An 18875-nucleotide genomic window follows, 5' to 3' on the forward strand; every position below is an offset into this window, starting at 1 on the left:
GCGGGACCGCCTTCGCTGCTGACAAAGCTGGGAAACGCGGCCAACGCTACCCGGGCAGTCCGGATGCCGCTCCATGCCGTGTCACGGACCGTCATGCGGCGGGGTAGAGCTGCGCGACGATCTCCAGCGAGCGGATGCGACCCTCGATGGTGGCGGCGCCGGAGGAGACCATGAGCTCGTCCGCCTCGGTGGAGGCGAGAAGGGCATCCAGCCGGGCCTTGACCTCGTCGGGGACGCCGATCGCCTGGCGGGCATTGCGAGCGGCGATGAACTCCTCCTCCAGCGGGGTGAAGTCGTGCGCGAGCGCTTCCTCGACGCTGACGGGCTCGGGTTTCAGCCCCTGACGCAGACGGAGGAAAGAGAGCTGTCCAGGGAGGCTGAGCGCCCGCACGGTGTCGGGGTCCTCGTCCGAGACGACGGTGACCGCGATCATGGTCCGGGGTTCGCTCTGGGTGTCGCTGGGCTTGAACCGGGAGCGGTACACCTCGAGCGCAGCCTCGGTGTTCTCGCCGGCGAAGTGGTGGGCGAAAGCGAACGGGAGTCCGAGAGCCGCCGCGACCTGTGCGCTGTAGCCGCTGGAACCGAGAAGCCAGATCTGCGGGACGTCGCCGAGGCCGGGGACGGCGGTGATGCTGCGCAGGGGGTTGTCATCGTCCATGCCGCCGTGGAAGAAGCCGAAGAGGTCGAGGAGCTGCTGCGGGAAGTCATCGACGCCGAGGCCCTGCTCGCTGCGGCGGAGAGCCATCGCCGTCGCACCGTCGGTGCCCGGTGCGCGGCCGATGCCGAGGTCGATGCGGTCGCCATAGAGGGCGCGGAGGGTGCCGAACTGCTCGGCGACGACGAGCGGCGCGTGGTTCGGCAGCATGACACCGCCGGACCCGACGCGGATGCGCTCGGTCGCTGCGGCGATTCCCGCGATGAGGACGGCGGGAGCGCTGGAGGCGATGGCCGGCATCCCGTGGTGCTCGGCGACCCAGAACCGGCCGTAGCCGAGGCGTTCGGCAGCCTGCGCGAGCCGGACGCTGCCGGCGAGCGCGTCGGCGTTGGTGCCGCCGGCGGGGCGGCTCGCCAGGTCGAGGACGGTGAGGGGGATGCTGCTGGACGCGTTCACCCTGAGTCCAACCGCGCCCGGACGCCTGCGATTCCCGGCGCCCGGACGTCTCCCGCGGGAGCTGCTCAGTCGGCGCGCAGGCGACGCGCCCAGCTGGCGACCAGGAGCGCCAGGAGACCCGCCGCCAGCAGCCCGCCCGTCAGCCAACCGGCCCAGCCGGCGACGACCGCTCCGGTGTCGGCGAGACCGCTGCCCGGCTCGCTCACTGAGGCCGGGTGGTCGAGCGGGGTGACCGTGAGGGAGGCCGCGCAGACGTGGCCGCTCGTCTCGCCGTGTCCCACGATCGAGTAGAGCCCGGTGGCGTCGAACAGAACCGTCACTGTGAGGACATCGCTGCCGTCCGCGTTGACGCGCTTCTCGAAGTGCATGGTGCTCGGGGCGGCCGTCGAGACGAGGCGGACGCTGATGCCGTCCTCGCCTGTCACCGTTCAGTCGACGAGCTCGGAGGCCGACCAGGTCCCCGGGACGCAGATGAGCGTGGCGGTTCCACCGGCTTGCGAGCTCAGCAGATCGAAGCGGCAGGGAGCGCCTTTCGTGTACTGGTCCGCGTTCGCGGCCGTGGGCGCGGCCAGCATCAGGGTCGCGGCGATCGTCAGCGCGGCCAGAGTCTTTCTCATCATCAGCCTTGCCTCCTCTCGGCCCGACGCACATCGAGCTTAGTGATTAATTCTCACTTTATGCCGGTGGCGCATGGAACGACAAGGGCGGCAGCGGTGCGCCTGGCCCCCACAACAGGGGTGGACCCGTCGCCCGGAAGAGTCGGCGCGACCGTCACATCGAGCGCTGTCCCGGTCTGCCCGACCTCCAGGAACTCGACCTGGACGGTCTTCGCCTCCCCCGGCGCGAGCAGGACCTCCGTCACCGCCACCGGCCGCGCCCGATCCGTGCCCGAGACCGCCGAATGCCTCGCGCCGCCGCTGGTCACACCCAGCAGCAAACCGTCCGCGGGACGGTACACGACGACCCGCGTGAGGATGGACCCCACCGGGACCCCGGACTTCCCTGCGCCGGTGACGTAAGCGGGCAGCCCCGGAACGCTCGCCGCCGCCACGGTGTTCGTCAACGTCACCCGAATGTGCGCCGTCGGTTTGCCGTCCGCACGGCACACCGTCGCACCGGCGGCGACCTCGGACTTCAGGTAGTAGCTCATCTTCGATCCGGTCGCGTCGTTGAAGTACACCCCGAAACCGCCGGTCTCAGCCGTGGAGGTCGGCAGAGCGCCAGCGAGAGTCGTCGACGCGAGCACGCGCTGTTCGGCGGGGTGCGCGCTCCAGATCAGGATGCGACGGCTCGTTCCCGAGTCCGCCAGCGCCGCGATGAGCACCCTTCCGTCGAGCCCGCCCGCGGTCACCCGGCCGAAGACCGCGCTGGCAGCCGACGCGAAGAAGGAGTCCTGTGTACTCGGATCGCCGTATCGCTGATACACACCGCTCAGGAGCAGCCGCACGGCGTTGCCAGCGCTCAGCGTGTCCCCGCCCGGCAGCGCGATCGGTCCGGTCGCTCGGAGGACCGCGGCGAGAACGACCGGGTCCATCGTCACCACGCCATCCACAGCCGTCCCGGTGCTCGACGCCCACATCGCCGCGACCGTGCTCGCCGCGAGCGGGAAGTCGGGGGTGAGGTTCGCATCCTGGAGGAACCGTCCGACGAGCGGACCGTAGAGCCCCTGCGTGGCCGCGGGGACGCTGACGACCGGCGAACGCCAGGGCCCGATCGTGGAACCGGCCTTCTGCGAAGCGAGCGACACGGCGCCTTTGTCCGCATGGATGACCGCGACCGAGCCGATGAGTCCGCCGGTAGCCCGCAGTTCGGCCGGATTCTGGGCGACGAGGAGGTAAGTGCGCGGTCCGTCGGCGCCGAGCATGCCGGGCAGCAGACGCGCGGCGTTGCCGGCCACGTCGATCGTCGGCGCGGTCTGCGCGAAAAAGGTGCGCATCCGGTCGACAGCGGTACCGACAGGCGAGAGAAGGCCACCGGAGGGCAGCGCTTCCACACTCGCCTCGGCCCTGCGGAAAGCCGTCTGCGCGCCCTCGACCGGGGCCTGGGCGGCGGCCAGCCGGGCCAGATCGACGCGGCCGCCAGAGAGGTCAAGACGACGGGTGTCCACCTCCGTCGCGACGCCGATGAGCAGTCTGACGACCTCCGAGGCGACCGTCTCGCTCACGGTCGCGACGGTCCGCACCGCGGTGAGGTTGGCTCCGATCCACGGAATGCCCTCCGCTACCCGCCAGACCGGATCTGAGGTGAGCGATACCGCCGCCTTGGCGTGGCGTTCGAGATCGGCGGAGGCGGCCCGCGCGCGTGCGAGGCCCCCGCTCTCGACGGCCTTCCGCACGGCGGCGATGTCGGGCATCGCCGCCGTCAGCTCCTGCCGTGCGAGTACGCCGCGCAGAACGATCCAGCCCGCCACAGCGGCGATCAGCACCACGGCGAGCGCCACCACGGCGACGAGGACGGGACGCCGCCGGCGCGGCTCGCGAGGAGGCTCCGCCGGATGCGGCGACGACTCCTTCTGCGAGAGACCGATCACCATGAGGACAAAGGTAACAAATCCTCAGTTTTGTGGGCTGCCCCCAAACGGGGCTGCCGAGGAAGGCGGCGCCGCTTGCCCGTCGCTCCGCAGAGGTCCTCCCCTCCCGAAGTCTCACCTCTTTCCCGGCATCCAGCCCCCACACCCCGGAACCCCTCCTTTGCCGCCGCCCGTCGGAAAAGGAGGGGATTGCAGCCGGTAACGAGGCAAACGCAGGAAACGGAGGAGAGAACAGGCCCCAACGGCCAGATCTCTTCCGCTTCCGACGGGACGGAGCGGGTGGCAGGCGGACGGAGCGCCTCGCCGTTCAGCGCCTCACGGGGAAGTCGCAGCTAGCGCCCGAGCCCGCGGTACTCCCAGCCGGCAGCGCGCCACGCGACGGGATCGAGGGCGTTCCTGCCGTCGATTACGCGCCGGTGCGCGACCAGCTCACCGAGTTCGGCGGGGTCGAGCCCGGTGAACTCCGGCCACTCTGTGATGAGGACGACGACGTCGGCCCCGGCGACCGCCTCGTGCGCGTTCGCAGCGAAAGCCAGCTGCGGAGCCCGGAGACTCGCATTCGGAACAGCCTCGGGGTCCGTCGCGGTCACAATCGCTCCCCGGGCGGCGAGCCGGGTCGCCACGTCCAGTGCGGGTGAGTCGCGGATATCGTCCGAGTGCGGCTTGAAAGCGAGCCCCAGCATACCGACGCGGACACCCTCCACTGCCCCGGCGACCTCCGCGACGAGATCGACCACACGGGCGCGGCGGCGCAGATTGATCTTGTCCACCTCGTCGAGGAAGCGCACGGCATCGCCCTGTCCGAGCTCCCGCGCGCGCGCGCTGAAAGCGCGGATGTCCTTCGGCAGGCAGCCGCCGCCGAAGCCGACGCCGGCGTTGAGGAAGCGTCGGCCGATGCGTGCGTCGTGCCCGATCGCGTCGGCCAGCCGGGTCACATCCGCTCCGGCCGCCTCGGCGATCTCGGCCATAGCGTTGATGAAGGAGATCTTGGTCGCGAGAAAAGCGTTGGCCGAGACTTTCACGAGCTCGGCGGTAGCGTAGTCGGTCACGATGACCGGTGTTCCAGCGCCGACGGCACGGGCGTAGACCTCGTCCAGGATGCGCGCGGCGCGCTCTCCGGCTTCGCCCGACGGGACGCCGTACACGAGACGGTCCGGGCTGACGGTGTCTTTGACAGCGAACCCTTCGCGGAGGAACTCGGGGTTCCAGGCGAGCGTGACCTCCGACGCGCGCTGCGCGACCAGCTCGGCCAGCCGGGCGGCCGTGCCCACCGGGACCGTGCTCTTGCCGACGATCAGATCCCCCGGTTTGACGTGCTCCAGCAACGAGGCGAACGCGGCGTCGACGAAGCGCATATCGGCCGCGTCTCCCTCGGCCGACTGCGGGGTGCCCACGCCGACGAAATGCACCTCGGCCTCGGCGACGGCCGAGAAGTCCGTGGTGAACCGGAGGCGTCCGCTGGCGGTCGCGGAGGCGAGCACCTCGGGCAGCCCCGGCTCGAAGAACGGCGCGCGCGCCTCGGACAGGGCCGTCACTTTGGCCTCATCGACATCGACGCCGATGACAGTGTGGCCCAGGTCAGCCATCGCAGCAACGTGGACCGCTCCCAGATAGCCGCAGCCGATCACGGAGATTCTCATGCTGTTGATCTTTCGTTGCTGTGGGGGATCAGGTGAAATCGGGGTCGGGTTCGCTATCGTAGGCTGTCGCGACATCGACAGGCCAGCGCCGGCGGCCATTGTTCAGCACACCGCGGCTCTCCTGCAGATAGCAGGCTCCACAGAGCGATTCGTAGCTCACCGAGGCGCCGTCGATGGCGACCTGATCGCCGTCGAAGACGAAGACGCTGTCGATTTTGCGCGCGTTGAAGATCGCCTTGCGCCCGCAGCGACAGATCGTTTTCAGCTCCTCGAGGCTGTGCGCGACCTCGAGAAGACGGCGGCTGCCCGGGAAAGCGACGGTCTGGAAATCGGTGCGGATGCCGTAGGCGAGAACCGGGACATCGTCCAGAAGCGCGATCCTGAGCAGATCGTCGACCTGCGCCTCGGTGAGGAACTGCGCCTCGTCGACGAGCACGGCGCTGATATCGCGATCGAACCGTTTGCGGATGCGGTCGCGGTGCTGCTGAAAGACGCCGTACGCGTCCGTCCCCGGCGCGATCAGATAGTCCACCTGGCGGGTCACGCCCAGGCGCGACAGGATGCCTCTGTCGCCTTTGGTGTCGATCGACGGCTTTGCCAGAAGCACGCGGTGTCCGCGCTCCTCGTAGTTGTATGCCGCCTGGAGCATGGCGGTGCTCTTGCCGCTGTTCATCGCGCCGTAGCGGAAATACAGTTTTGCCACGTCCCGATCCTAGGCGGTCGAGGCTGACGCTCCTATGGGGGCGCCGGACGCTCAGGTCAGGTAGCCGTCTTCCGCCGCGCGGCGGATGAGGTCAGCGCGCGAACTTGTCGGCCGGCCGGCCTTCCCGTACTTCTCTCGCACACGGCGCAGATACGTCTTAGCCGTCTCGTACTGCACGCTCATCGCCTGAGCGACCTCGGAGGTCGTTCGACCGTCGGCGTAGAGAAGCAGCGCCTGGCGCTCCCCGTCGCTCAGCCGGGGGCGCGCGGCTCCGAGCGCGGGCGAGGCCGGTCGCCAGGCCACCGACGCAGCCACGGACGAGCCGCCGCCCGAGGCCTCCCAGCCGACCGCGGACCGCGCAGCGGCAAGAAGGCCGCTCATCGGCTGAGATTTCGAGACATAGGCGATCGCGCCCGCGGCGAGCACCGCCGCGCGATCCTCCTGGGTGTCGACCGCGGTCAGGACGATCACTTTGGCGCCGGCGGCCCGGCAGGTGCGCACGCGCGCGCCGATGGAGATGGACTCGCGCAATTGCAGATCCATGATCACGAGGTCGGTGGGGAACGCGTCGCTATGCACCAGTTCCAGCCAGCTCCCAGCACGGAGCACGAGGTCGAACTCGGGAGCGTTCTTCTCGATCCAGGTGGAGAGGCTGTCGAGCAGGATCTCGTGATCGTCGAGGATGGCGAGCCGGACCGTCGGCGAGACGGGGGCGGCTAGGGGCGGGGGTGCGGGGATGGTGCTCATCGTATCGGTGTCCCAGGATAGGCGATGCGGACGGTGAGCCCGTCATCGTCCGCCTGCATCGTGGCCGTCAGGCCGGCCGATCGCAGAACGCTCAGGATGGGAAGCAGCTCTCGCCTCAGCTCGCGGCGAGACTTCCGGACGCGCGCCGTCAGCGTGAAGAGGGGACGCTCCGGCTCGGAGACGACGACCCTGACTCTCTCGGCGTCCAGTCCCGGCAGCCCCGCCAGGGTCGCGAGGAGCGCGCTGACGATCGCGCGTTGCTCGTCGCTGAGCACCCGATCGAGCCGGTCGGGGTCGTGGACGCGGGAGGCGGACCGCCCCGGAGCGGTGTCCCGGCCGCAGGACGCGAGGGCGAGGGCGAGGGTCTCGGCCAGCCAGGTGCGCTCGACGGCCGCGACAGCGGCGGCGCGCAACTCATCGGCGATCCGGCGCGCCCGCTCACGATCCTCCGCGGTGACGCTCCCGCTAGCGACAAGCTCGGAGAGGAAGGGAACCGCCGCCGCGTTGAGAGCCGTCGCACGCTCCTGCAGGATCATCCGGGCGGCGGTCTGGCGCAGCTCGCCGTCCAGGCGGCCCTGCCCGGCGCGGGCCACCTCGCGCCAGCGCAACGTCTCGCCCGTCATCGTCCAGGCGTACCCCGCTCCGCCGCAGGCGAGCGCGAGGACGGGGGTCGCGGCCACCGTCGCGTAGACGAGCGGGTTGTTCTCGCCTGACGGGGCTTGCAGGGCGGCGAGGGCGCCGAGCACGGTCCCGCAGGCCGCCGCGACGCCGAGCGCCTCCCCGACAGGCCGGTACAGCGGCATCACGGCGACCAGAAGCGCGACCGCGATCTGCCCCGCATCGTCCTGGATGCGATGGTTGCGTCCCCACACAGCCGCCGCGAACAGACACGCGGAGGCCAGAGCCATTCCAACGATCGCGAGGTGGGACCACAGCCCGACCGGAGCGAGCCCGGGGTAGGTCCGGACGCCGGCCGTCACCACGGCGAGGACCAGCACGCCGAGCGCGACCGCCGCGAGCACGGGCGACCGCAGCTGGTTGTGGTGCAAGACAATGGAGAACGCAGCGTAGCCGATCGCGGTCACACCGAGCAGCGGCAGGAGGGGCCAAGCCGACTGCACACCCAGGGGGTCGAGCCGCTGCGGTGTGCGCTCGAGCGGCACGGAGCGAAACCGGACGATCGTCTCGGTGATCCGGTCGGTCATGCGGCCGTCTCCCGTGTCGGCAGGACCATGATGACGGTGGTACCGACATCGGCGCTGGAATAGACGGTCACCGTCCCACCGAGCCGGCCGATGCGGTCATGCACCGACTGCCGGAAGCCGAGCCGATCGCTGGCGGTGGAGGCGGGCGCGAAGCCGCTGCCGGCGTCCACCACCATGACCGAGACCGCGTCGCCCCCGCCGGAGACCGCCACCTCCGCGGTGGCACTGCCCGAGTGCCGGAGCACATTGATCAGGCACTGACGCACAGCGAGCCCGAGCGCGCGCTCCGTATCGTCGTCGAGCCGCGCGAGGATGTCGCGGTCGCCGGAGAATTCCACCGAGAGCCCCTCGTCGCGGGCGTCCTCGATCGCATGCCGCAGTTCGCTGTCGTACCAGGGATCGCCTCCGGGCGCTGACTCATCACCGTCGTGCGGGGCGACAGGTCCCGTGATCCGCCACAGGTCGTCCTCGATCCGCTGGCGCAGCCGGAGCGACAGCTCGCCCGGCTCGGCGTTCGCGACGGCCGCAAGCTCGCTCAGCACCGTGTCGTGGACTTCGGCGGTCGAGCCGGCCAAGAGTTCGCGTCTCAGATCGACCAGACGCACATCCCGGACGGCGCGGTGGAGGGCGGACTGGGTCTTCGATCGCGCTCCCCGCGTGACCCCGTCGAACGCGAACACGCCGATCAGGAACAGGTAGACACCCAGCGAGGTCGCGTCCGGCTGGAACGTCCGCCCGGTCGCCGCAGTGCCGAGAACCATCGCGGCATCGGCGAGGGCGAAGCCCAGGGTCGCCCACAGGATGCCCGCGAGCGTGCCGGTGCCGGTGCCGCCGACCAGCGTCATCGCCGCGACCGGCAGTCCGGCCACGAACAGACATGTGTCCCGGTAGACCGGCATGCCCGCGAAGAGGGCAACGATGTAGAAATATGTGCAGACCGTCCCCACCAGCAGGTACGCGACCGTGAGCAGTGTGGTCCGCCTGCGCGCGAGCAGAGCCAGCAGCACGGTCATCGGCACCAGCATCAGCAGCGTGACCCCGGAGGAGGGGCTCATCCCGGCGTTGAGCCCCGAGAGCAGCACATTGGCCGCGGCCGCCGCAAGGCAAGCAAAACCCGCCCAGCGAGCGGCCGTTGCGAGCGCCCGCGAATTGGCCGCGCGAGCAAGATGACCGGGCAGCCCCAGGGACAACCGCGCTCCTTCCCACGAGACCGGCCGAGCGACCAGCGGGCGCCTGCGGCGGCTCGACCTCCCGAGGGAGAGTATGGCAGGTCACCGCGTGGCTGTGTACCCTGAAGAAGGCGTTTTCTGCACGCGGATCAGGAACAGCGTCCGGATCAGAACAGCGTCGGCTGCACACCGAGCGTCACGAGCCCCGCGGCGCCGGGCACTTCGCCCGCCATCGCCGCCCCGGCGAACATGCGCCGCTCTCCCTCGCTGTCGCGCAGCGTCCGGAGCGCCGACGACCGGACCCCGCCGGTGAGCGGACTCTTCTCGCTGCGCTCCAGCCCGTGCGCGCGGAGTAACGGCTTGATCCGGGCGGCCAACCAGCGCCGGTACTCCTTCGGCGCATACGTGCCGCGCCCATACATCGCCCGGTACTGCGGCAGCAGTTCGGGATGCTCGCGCCCGAGCCAGAGGTAGTACCACTCCTTCACGCCCGGCTTCAGGTGGAGGGCTGAGTAGAGCACGCTCGTCGCGCCCGCGTCTCTGGCCTGCCGGAGTGCGCGGTCGAGGTGTACACGGGTATCGGTGAGGTACGGGAGGATCGGCATCAGGAACACAGCGCAGTCGAGGCCGCGCTCGCGCACGGCCGCGACCGTCGCGAGGCGAGCCGTGGTCGTGGGGGTCCCGGGCTCGACCGATTGCTGCAGTTCGTCGTCGTATACCGCGATCGACACTGCGAGGTCCACCGGCACCCGCGTCGCCGCGTCGGCGAGCCGGTCGAGGTCGCGGCGAAGCAACGATCCTTTCGTGAGGATGCTGAACGGAGTGCCGGAGCCGGCGAGCGCGTCGATGATGCCCGGCATGAGCGCATAGCGCCCCTCCGCCCGCTGATACGGGTCGGTGTTCGTTCCGAGTGCGACCGGATGCCGCCCCAGCCCGGTCGTGCGAGCTCCTTGCGGAGGACCTCGGCGACGTTGACCTTGACGATGATCTCCTGGTCGAAATCCTTTCCCTGGTCGAGGTCGAGGTAGGAATGCGTCGGCCGAGCGAAACAGTAGACACAGGCGTGCGAGCAGCCCCGGTACGGGTTGACCGTCCACCCGGAGGGCATCGGGCCGCCTCCGCCCGTGACTCTGTTGAGCGCCGACTTGGCGAGAACCTCGTGAAAGGTGATGTTCGCGAACTCGGGAGTGCGCACCGACCGGACGAGGGCGCTCAGCCGGGCGAGCCCCGACAGCGCGGTCGGCGTCTCCGCCGTGAGTTCTTGGCCGCTCCATCTCATGACACTATTCGAACATATGTTCGAATGATGGTCAAGTGTTGGGGTGGTTCAGACAGCGCCACAATCGACGCGGGAGGAGCGGGCGCTCGAACGGCAAGCGCCATCCGCGCCATACAGGGCCCCGCCTCGTCGGGATCGCTTCTGTGGCCGGTCGAGTTCGGCCGCGACGAGAGCCGAAGCTGCCTTCAGCGTCTCGTTCACCCGCCGCAACTCGGCATTCTCCGATTTGAGACGCTTGATCTCTCGACCTGTGCGTCGATCGTGACGCCGAGCCGGCCACTGGCATCAACCCGCTGTCGACGACTCCACATGCGAATCGTCTCCGGCGACCCGACCGAACGCCTGCGCGAGCGCGCCCACTGCCCGAAACCCGCAGAAACAGCGCGAGTTCGAGGGCGACCAGGCACGACTGCGCAAGGCCCACCCGCGACACGCGCTCTCCCCGGCCACCCGCGCCCGCGGAACCGCCGACGCGATCGGACGGCATCGGGGCGGCCGAACGGCCTACCGCGCGAGCTTCAGCACAGCGGCGGTCTGCTCGAGCACGCGCTGAGCCTCTTCGGGCCGGTCGTTGAGCGTCGTGCCGACGGTCGGGATGAGCTCTCTCAAGGCCGGCAGCCAGCCCTCGAACCGCCCCGGGAAGCAGCGCTTCAGCAAGTCGACCATGATCGGCACCGCGGTGGACGCGCCAGGCGAGGCGCCGAGCAGACCGGCGATCGAGCCATCCGCCGCCGCGATGACCTCCGTGCCGAACTGCAACACGCCCCCCCTCCTCTCGTCCTTCTTCATCACCTGGACGCGCTGCCCTGCCGTGATGAGCTCCCAGTCCTCCGACTTCGCTGTGGGCATGAACTCGCGGAGGGCGGCCAGCTTCTTCTCGCGTCCGGCCATCAGCTCGCCGATGAGGTATTTCATGAGGTCGAGGTTGTCGCGCGCGACGGCGAGCATGGGGCCGATATTGCCCAGGCGGATCGAACCGGGGAGGTCCCACCAGCTGCCGCTCTTCAGGAATTTGGGGCTGAACCCGGCGTACGGGCCGAACAGCAGCGACGTCTCGCCATCCACGACGCGGGCGTCGAGGTGAGGCACCGACATGGGCGGCGCGCCGACGGCCGCCTTGCCGTAGACCTTCGCCTTGTGCTGGGCGACGATCGCCGGGCTGGTGGTCCGCAGGAACTGCCCCGAGATCGGAAAGCCGCCGAAGCCTTGGATCTCCGGGATGCCCGACTTCTGCAGCAGATGCAGAGCGCCGCCGCCCGCGCCCACGAACACGAACCGCGCGAGTGCCTCGCGCGGAGTGCGCCCGACCTCATGCCGGACGCGGATGCGCCACAGACCGTCCTTGGTGCGTTTGAGGGAGCGCACACGGTGGTTCACTGCGAGTTCTGCGCCGTTCGCGACCAGGTCGTCCATGAGGGCGCGGGTGAGCGCCCCGAAGTCCACGTCGGTGCCCGCCAGCTGGCGGGTCGCCGCGATGCGCTGCTTGCGGTTGCGCTTCTTCGTCAGCAACGGTGCCCACTCGCCGATGGTCTCGGCGTCCTCGCTGTACTCCATCCCGGCGAAGAGCGGCTGCTCCTTCAGCGCCTCGTAGCGGCGGCGGAGATACCGTATGTTCTCCCGACCGCGCACGAACGTCATGTGCGGCGTCGAGTTGATGAAGGTCTGCGGCTCCGGCAGGTCGCCGGCGGCGACCAGGCTGGCCCAGAACTGCCGGCTCAGCTGGAACTGCTCGTTGATGCTGATCGCCTTCGCGGGGTCGACTGTGCCGTCCGCCGCTTCGGGCATGTAGTTCAGTTCGCAGAGGGCGGCATGGCCCGTTCCCGCGTTGTTCCAGGGATTCGAGCTCTCCTGGGCGACCTCGCCGAGGGACTCGTAGATCCGGATGCTCCAGCCGGGCTGCACGCGCTGGATCATGGCACCCAGCGTCGCGCTCATGATGCCGCCGCCGATCAGGACGACGTCGATGGGATCGTTGCTCACCCGACAATCCTACGGGGCGCGGGGAGCCCCCGCCCGTGCCGGCGGAGACCCTTTCGCTGCCGAGGTCATCGCAGCGCCGGGAAACCGGCCGCGACCGGCGCGGACGCGGCCTCGGCCCGGAGCCGCGACCGGCCCCGGGCACACAGAGGCGAGTGTGCCCAAGCCGTCACACTCGACGCACCGGGACCCCGCGCAGCGGCTCGGGGTCAGGCGCTGACCGAGGCGGCCAGCCGTTTGGCGACGAGCTCGGCGATCTGCACCGCGTTCAGCGCTGCTCCCTTGCGGAGGTTGTCGTTGGAGACGAAGAGCGCCAGACCGCGACCCTCGGGAACGCCTCCGTCGCTGCGGATGCGGCCGACGAAGCTCGGGTCCTGGCCGGCCGCCTCGAGCGGAGTGGGGACATCGGCGAGACGGACGCCCGGGGCGTCCGCGAGCAGCTCGGCGGCTCGCTCGGGGCTGATCGGGTTCGCGAACTCCGCGTTGATCGAAAGCGAGTGACCGGTGAAAACCGGGACGCGCACGCAGGTGCCGGAGACGAGCAGACCCGGCAGATCGAGGATCTTCCGGCTCTCGTTGCGGAGCTTCTTCTCCTCGTCGGTCTCGTTGAGACCGTCCGCCACGAGGGAACCGGCGAGCGGGATGACGTCGAACGCGATCGGCCGCACGTACGTCACCGGGGCCGGCAGCCCGACGGCGGAGCCGTCGTGGACCAGGCGCAGCAGGTTCTCGTCGGCCGCCGCGGCGCGGATCTGACCGGCCAGTTCCTCCGCACCGGCGAGACCGGAGCCGGAGACAGCCTGGTACGTCGAGACGACGAGGCGTTCGAGGCCGGCCTCGTCGTGGAGGACCTTCAGCACCGGCATGGCCGCCATCGTGGTGCAGTTCGGGTTCGCGATGATCCCCTTGCGCGCGTCGGCGATGGCCTCGGGGTTCACCTCGGAGACGATCAGCGGGACATCCGGGTCCATGCGCCAGCCGCTGGAGTTGTCGATGACGATGGCACCGGCCTCCGCGAACCGCGGGGCGTGCGCCTTGGAACCGGTCGCGCCGGCCGAGAAGAGCGCGATGTCGATGCCCGAGACATCGGCGACCTCGACATCCTCGACCACGACATCCTCGCCGCGGAAAGGCAATGTCGTGCCTGCCGAGCGGGAGGAGGCGAAGAGACGGATTCTCCCGACCGGGAACTCGCGCTCGTCCAGCAGACGGCGTATCACCGCACCCACCTGACCGGTGGCGCCGACGACGGCGATCGAGAGTCCAGCGTGCTCGCTCATGGAGAGGCCCCTTCGGGTCGAGTGTTCAGATGGTCGGATGGGAAACGCACCGCGCGAATTCCCGGAGCGGTCGTCAGCGGCCGGTGCCGGCATAAACGATGGCCTGCTGGTCGCCGTCGAGCCCGAAGGCGCTGTGGACGACGCGAGCGGCCTCCGCCACGGTGTCGGCGCGGGTCACGACCGAGATGCGGATCTCGCTGGTGGAGATCATCTCGATGTTGATGCCGGCGTCGAAGAGGGCCTCGAAAAGCTTGGCCGAGACACCGGTGTTGGTGCGCATCCCCGCGCCGACCAGGGCGAGCTTGCCGATCTGGTCGTCGTACTGGAGCGATTGGAAGCCGACTTCGTCCTTCTCGGACGTCAGGGCGGTCAGCACGCGCTGCCCCTCCGACTTCGGCAGCGTGAACGAGATGTCGGTCAGGCTGGTGGCCGCCGCGGAGACGTTCTGCACGATCATGTCGACGTTCGCGTTGGCCTTGGCCACGATCTTGAAGATCTGCGCCGCCTTGCCCGGCACATCGGGCACGCCGACGACGGTGATCTTCGCCTCGCTCAGATCGGTGGCGACCCCGGAGATGATGGGCTCTTCCACGGTTCCCTCCTTCTTCGCGGCCTCAGCCGCGGCTGCTTCGTTGAGGACGTACGTGCCCTCCCGGTTCGAGAACGAGGAGCGCACATGCAGGGTGACGTTGTGGCGCCGGGCGTACTCCACCGCGCGGATGTGCAGGACCTTCGCGCCGGCGGCGGCCAGCTCCAGCATCTCCTCGCTGGTGATGCGGTCGATCTTGCGCGCGAGCGGAACCTGCCGGGGATCGGAGGTGAACACGCCGTCCACATCGGTGTAGATCTCGCAGACCTCGGCGCCGAGCGCGGCGGCGAGGGCGACAGCGGTCGTGTCGGAACCGCCGCGGCCGAGCGTCGTGATGTCGCGGGACTCCCGGCTGAAGCCCTGGAAACCGGCGACGATCGCGATGGCTCCCTCGGAGAGGGCGTCCTGGATGCGGCCGGGCGTCACGTCCACGATGCGCGCGGAGCCATGCACCGCGTTGGTGATCATGCCCGCCTGGCTCCCGGTGAACGACCGGGCATCGGAGCCCATGCTCTTGATCGCCATCGCCAGGAGCGCCATCGAGATGCGCTCGCCCGCGGTGAGCAGCATGTCCAGCTCGCGCGGGGCCGGGATCGGCGTCACCTCGTGCGCGAGGTCGACCAGTTCATCGGTGGTGTCCCCCATCGCGGAGACGGCGACGACGACTTCGTTGCCCGCTTTGCGCGTCTCGACGATCCGCTTGGCGACGCGCTTGATCGACTCGGCGTTGGAGACGGACGAGCCGCCGAATTTCTGCACGATCAAGACCATGGCACTCCAGAAGTCACGGGAGTTCCCATCCTACCGGCCGGGGGTATGCCTGGGCGTTCATGTGACGATGGCGTCAGGAGACCTGACGCCGGCCCTCGAACGCGCGGCCGAGGGTGACCTCGTCGGCATACTCCAGATCGCCGCCGACCGGCAGACCGGAGGCGAGACGCGTGACGCGGACCTCCAGCGCGGTCAGCAGGCGGCTGAGGTAGGTCGCCGTCGCCTCGCCCTCGAGATTGGGGTCGGTCGCGATGATGACCTCCTGCACGGTCCCGTCGGCGAGACGCTGCATGAGCTGCCGGATGCGGAGGTCGTCGGGGCCGACGCCATCGATTGGGCTGATGGCGCCGCCGAGGACGTGATAAAGCCCACGGAACTCGCGCGTGCGCTCGATGGCGACGACATCCTTCGCTTCCTCCACGACACAGATCAGCGCCGGGTCGCGACGCGGATCGCGGCAGATGGAGCAGGTGGCCTGCTCCGAGACGTTGCCGCAGATCTCGCAGAACCGCACCTTGTCGCGCACTTCCAGCAACACCTCGGCCAGCCGGGTGACATCGAACGCCTCGGTCTGCAGGATGTGGAACGCGATCCGCTGCGCCGACTTCGGCCCGATCCCCGGAAGGCGTCCGAGTTCGTCGATCAGCTCCTGGACGATGCCCCCGTACACGGGTCACCGCGTCCCCGGGTTGGACGGAGCGGGCTGCTCCTCGAGGAAGGTCGCCCCCAGGATCTCGCGGACGACAGCCTCGCCATAGCGCTGCGGGGCCTGGAAGGTGGGGGTGCGCGTACCGGTGGCCGGTGCGGCCGCAGGAGCGGTGCGCAGCGCCGGATGCTGCGCCGGAGCCGTGGACGGGGCAGGAGCCGAGCCAGCGGGAGGAGGAGGGACAACCGCTCCGTCTTCGTCGGGCTCCTTTGGGAAGTCGGGCTCCTCCGGGAAGTCGGGCTCGAACGGCGGCTCGGTCTCCTCCGGCGGAACATCGTCGGAGAGAGGCGTGTCACCGCGGGGCGGGATGCCGGCTCGGGATGCGACTGGAACAGCGGCGGGCTCGGGCCGTTCGAGGGTCACGACAGCGGACGCCGCCCCCACCGGTTCCGCAACAGGAATGGCGACGGTCGCCCACTCAGTCACTGGCCCGGAGGACGGCGCGGCGGCCGAACGCGATGCCGCCCGGGCGGCTCCCGACGCCTCCGCGCCAGCGTCCGCCGCGACGCCGGACCCGGAGATCTCGGGCGGAGCCTTCGCCGACGGCGACGCACCGGGCGCCGGGCGTCCCGACACCGGCGATCCCGAGGACAGGTCTTCGGAGGCGAGGCGATCGGGAACGCCGTCCGACGGTCCCCCGCCCCCGTGCGGCGCAGCGCCGGGGCCGCCCGCCCCGGGCCAGGCCTCGGCCGCGGGAACCGCCTGCGCACCCGGGCCCGACGAACCGGAACCGCCGTCGGCGCGGGCGATGAACTTCACCCGGATTCCCAGGATGTCCACGATGGCCTGGCGGAGATACTCGCTGACGCCCTGGGTGCCCGGCGACGGAGGCTGCCGGAAACTCTGGACGTCGTTGTCGCTCGGGAAGGACAGCGTGAGCACGTCATCGCTGAGGGCGCGCACCTGTGCGGTGAAGACGACCATCCAAGCGCTGCGTTTGGCGCGCTGGACAGCATCCAGAATCTGCGGCCAAGAGTCCTTGACCTGCTGCGTCGTCACCGGACCGATCGGCGGCGCGGTGACGGCTTCGGCCGGAGCGACCGCTGCAGGCTCCGGCTGTGGTTCCACCACCGCATCCGGCTCCGGCGCAGCTTCCTCGGCCCTCGCCGGCTGCTCCGTCCTCGCCGGCGGCTGCACCCCCGCAGTCGGCTCCGCCTTCGCAGCAGGCTCCGCCGCACGAATCGCCGGGGGCTCCGGAGCGGGCGCGCTGCGGGTCGCCGGCGCCGCAACCGCAGGCGCCGTGCCCCTCGTCGGCCCACCGCCCGCGGCATCGCTCACGCCCACCCGGCGCTCCAGCCGCTCGACCCGGGCCAGCGCACCGCGCTCGGTGTCGTCGCCCGACGGCACCAGCACACGGGCGATCATGAGCTCCAGGTGCAGGCGCGGCGAGGTCGCGCCGGTCATCTCGGTCAGCGCGGCGTTCACGATGTCGGCGGAGCGGCTGAGCTCGGCCGCACCGAACATCATCGCCTGCATGCCCATCTTGTCCAGTTCGTCGGCGGGGACGCCTCGGAGGACGGCGGCGGCGCCCTCGACGCTGGTCGCCGCGACGACGATCAGATCGCGCAGACGTTCGAGCAGGTCGTCCACGAAGCGGCGCGGGTCCTGTCCGGTCTGGATGACGCGGTCGACGGCCGCGAAGGCCCCGGCCGCATCCCGGGCGGCAATGGCGTCCACGACCTCGTCGAGCAGAGCCGCGTGCGTGTAGCCGAGGAGCGCGACGGCCCGCTCATACTCGATGGAACTGCCCTCGGAGCCCGCCATCAGCTGGTCGAGCAGCGAGAGGGTGTCGCGGGGCGAGCCGCCGCCGGCGCGGACGACGAGCGGGAGCACGCCGGGCGCGACGGTCATCCCCTCGCTGTCGCAGAGGCCCTGGACGTACTCGAGCATCTGCGCAGGGGGGACGAGCCGGAACGGGTAGTGGTGCGTCCGGGAGCGGATGGTGCCGATGACCTTCTCCGGCTCCGTGGTCGCGAAAATGAACTTCACATGCTCCGGCGGCTCCTCCACGATCTTCAGCAGCGCATTGAAACCCTGCGGCGTGACCATGTGCGCTTCATCCAGGATGAAGAGCTTGTAGCGGTCGCGCGCCGGCGCGAAGATGGCGCGCTCGCGGATGTCGCGGGCGTCGTCCACACCGTTGTGGCTCGCGGCGTCGATCTCGACCACGTCGAGCGAGCCGCCGCCATCGCGGCTGAGTTCGACGCAACTCGGGCAGGTGCCGCACGGGGTGTCGGTGGGCCCCTCGGCGCAGTTGAGGCAGCGGGCCAGGATGCGCGCGGAGGTGGTCTTTCCGCACCCGCGCGGCCCGGAGAACAGATACGCATGATTCACCCGGTTGGTGCGCAGCGCCGTCCTGAGCGGATCGGTCACCTGCGACTGGCCGATCATCTCGGTGAAGGTGTCCGGCCGGTAGCGGCGATAGAGAGCGGTGACCACCCCCACATGCTACTTGCCACGACCGACAATGGGGTCAGTCTGAGGGGACCCGCCGACCTCGAAGGTGGTATCCGCGCCGCGCTAGGAGTTGTCACCGACAAGCGGCTCCTCCGTCGCCATATCCCCCTCTATCCAATCCTGCCGCGTCCAATAGATCCGGGATTTGTGCGATTGATTGACTACGCCAATCCAGAGGAATGGACATCAAAGTCAATGACCTTAAAGCCTGATTTACTCTTAGTAATAGAATAAACCCAAGGCAATTCAGGTTCAGTCGATCTCCATTTCTCGGACTAAATCAAGCGTGGCTTTATTTTCGTGTTCACCTACTGCCAGCACAGTAATAAAAGCCAGGGCGGCGTGACCCCACCATCCTCCCTGATTCACCGGGTTCGCCCACGATTGTTGAGCCGATCTTATCGACTGGCCGAGCATCGGGCGCTTTTCTGGCTCATCTACCAGAAGCCGTGAGGGACAATCAATAACGAGGACTATTCCTGATCGAAAATCAAGCTCTACTGGGTCGGAAAGAAGCTCATCGAAGGCATCCCAATTTCTCCCAAAGTAGTCAGGGAAACGCAATGCACGTGAGAACTCTTCGAACATGTCTTTGACAGTCACACACTCCATCGCTGAGAGTTGGACTATAACAAGACCGTCGCGGTGAGCGTCGGCAAGAAAACCATCCAACTCCAACGATGATTTGTGAAAGATAAGAATCGGCTTCAT

General features: G+C 69.3%; 15 protein-coding genes and 1 pseudogene. All 16 read right to left on the bottom strand.

Annotated features, from left to right (window positions below):
- Positions 1 to 91 precede the first annotated feature (91 nt).
- The 16 genes and pseudogenes from O159_RS10725 to O159_RS14190 all read right to left on the bottom strand — a co-directional run bounded on the left by O159_RS10725 (position 92) and on the right by O159_RS14190 (position 18875).
- The gene (locus O159_RS10725) at positions 92 to 1111 is read right to left on the bottom strand and encodes an LLM class flavin-dependent oxidoreductase (protein ID WP_021755808.1); all 1020 of its coding nucleotides are present in this window, start codon (positions 1109 to 1111) and stop codon (positions 92 to 94) included.
- 65 nt (positions 1112 to 1176) lie between these two features.
- On the bottom strand, positions 1177 to 1536 hold the full coding sequence (locus tag O159_RS15935; RefSeq protein ID WP_021755809.1) for a hypothetical protein: 360 nt from the start codon (positions 1534 to 1536) through the stop codon (positions 1177 to 1179).
- Positions 1537 to 1539: 3 nt separating this feature from the next.
- Positions 1540 to 1731: an ABC transporter ATP-binding protein gene (locus tag O159_RS15940; protein WP_021755810.1), complete on the bottom strand. Its 192-nt coding sequence runs from the start codon at positions 1729 to 1731 to the stop codon at positions 1540 to 1542.
- Positions 1732 to 1781: 50 nt separating this feature from the next.
- Positions 1782 to 3644 (bottom strand): DUF4012 domain-containing protein, encoded by a 1863-nt coding sequence (locus O159_RS10735; protein WP_021755811.1) that lies wholly within the window; start codon positions 3642 to 3644, stop codon positions 1782 to 1784.
- Positions 3645 to 3973: 329 nt separating this feature from the next.
- A complete protein-coding gene (locus O159_RS10740) occupies positions 3974 to 5281 on the bottom strand; it encodes a UDP-glucose dehydrogenase family protein (protein ID WP_021755812.1) in 1308 nt (435 codons plus the stop codon).
- A gap of 28 nt (positions 5282 to 5309) precedes the next feature.
- Positions 5310 to 5984: a thymidine kinase gene (locus O159_RS10745; protein ID WP_021755813.1), complete on the bottom strand. Its 675-nt coding sequence runs from the start codon at positions 5982 to 5984 to the stop codon at positions 5310 to 5312.
- A 51-nt stretch (positions 5985 to 6035) separates the two neighbouring features.
- Positions 6036 to 6731 (bottom strand): response regulator transcription factor, encoded by a 696-nt coding sequence (locus tag O159_RS10750; RefSeq protein WP_021755814.1) that lies wholly within the window; start codon positions 6729 to 6731, stop codon positions 6036 to 6038.
- Positions 6728 to 7936: a hypothetical protein gene (locus tag O159_RS10755; RefSeq protein WP_021755815.1), complete on the bottom strand. Its 1209-nt coding sequence runs from the start codon at positions 7934 to 7936 to the stop codon at positions 6728 to 6730. The genes O159_RS10750 and O159_RS10755 overlap by 4 nt, the downstream gene beginning before the upstream one ends.
- The gene (locus tag O159_RS10760) at positions 7933 to 8991 is read right to left on the bottom strand and encodes a sensor histidine kinase (RefSeq protein WP_236609473.1); all 1059 of its coding nucleotides are present in this window, start codon (positions 8989 to 8991) and stop codon (positions 7933 to 7935) included. Before O159_RS10760 ends, O159_RS10755 begins: the two co-directional genes overlap by 4 nt.
- Before the next feature lie 281 nt (positions 8992 to 9272).
- A pseudogene (locus O159_RS10765) lies at positions 9273 to 10384 on the bottom strand (Rv2578c family radical SAM protein).
- 504 nt (positions 10385 to 10888) lie between these two features.
- A complete protein-coding gene (locus O159_RS10770; protein WP_021755818.1) occupies positions 10889 to 12364 on the bottom strand; it encodes a malate:quinone oxidoreductase in 1476 nt (491 codons plus the stop codon).
- Positions 12365 to 12570: 206 nt separating this feature from the next.
- Positions 12571 to 13641, bottom strand: coding sequence for an aspartate-semialdehyde dehydrogenase (locus tag O159_RS10775; protein ID WP_021755819.1), 1071 nt, complete (start codon positions 13639 to 13641; stop codon positions 12571 to 12573).
- Between the two features lie 73 nt (positions 13642 to 13714).
- Complete coding sequence (locus O159_RS10780; protein WP_021755820.1) at positions 13715 to 15001, bottom strand: aspartate kinase; 1287 nt, start codon at positions 14999 to 15001, stop codon at positions 13715 to 13717.
- Between the two features lie 73 nt (positions 15002 to 15074).
- The gene (gene recR / locus O159_RS10785) at positions 15075 to 15671 is read right to left on the bottom strand and encodes a recombination mediator RecR (RefSeq protein ID WP_021755821.1); all 597 of its coding nucleotides are present in this window, start codon (positions 15669 to 15671) and stop codon (positions 15075 to 15077) included.
- A gap of 3 nt (positions 15672 to 15674) precedes the next feature.
- Positions 15675 to 18146 (bottom strand): DNA polymerase III subunit gamma and tau, encoded by a 2472-nt coding sequence (locus O159_RS10790; RefSeq protein ID WP_021755822.1) that lies wholly within the window; start codon positions 18144 to 18146, stop codon positions 15675 to 15677.
- Positions 18147 to 18416: 270 nt separating this feature from the next.
- Positions 18417 to 18875 (bottom strand): barstar family protein, encoded by a 459-nt coding sequence (locus O159_RS14190; protein WP_081689952.1) that lies wholly within the window; start codon positions 18873 to 18875, stop codon positions 18417 to 18419.

This window comes from Leifsonia xyli subsp. cynodontis DSM 46306, assembly GCF_000470775.1.
Lineage (GTDB): Bacteria > Actinomycetota > Actinomycetes > Actinomycetales > Microbacteriaceae > Leifsonia > Leifsonia cynodontis.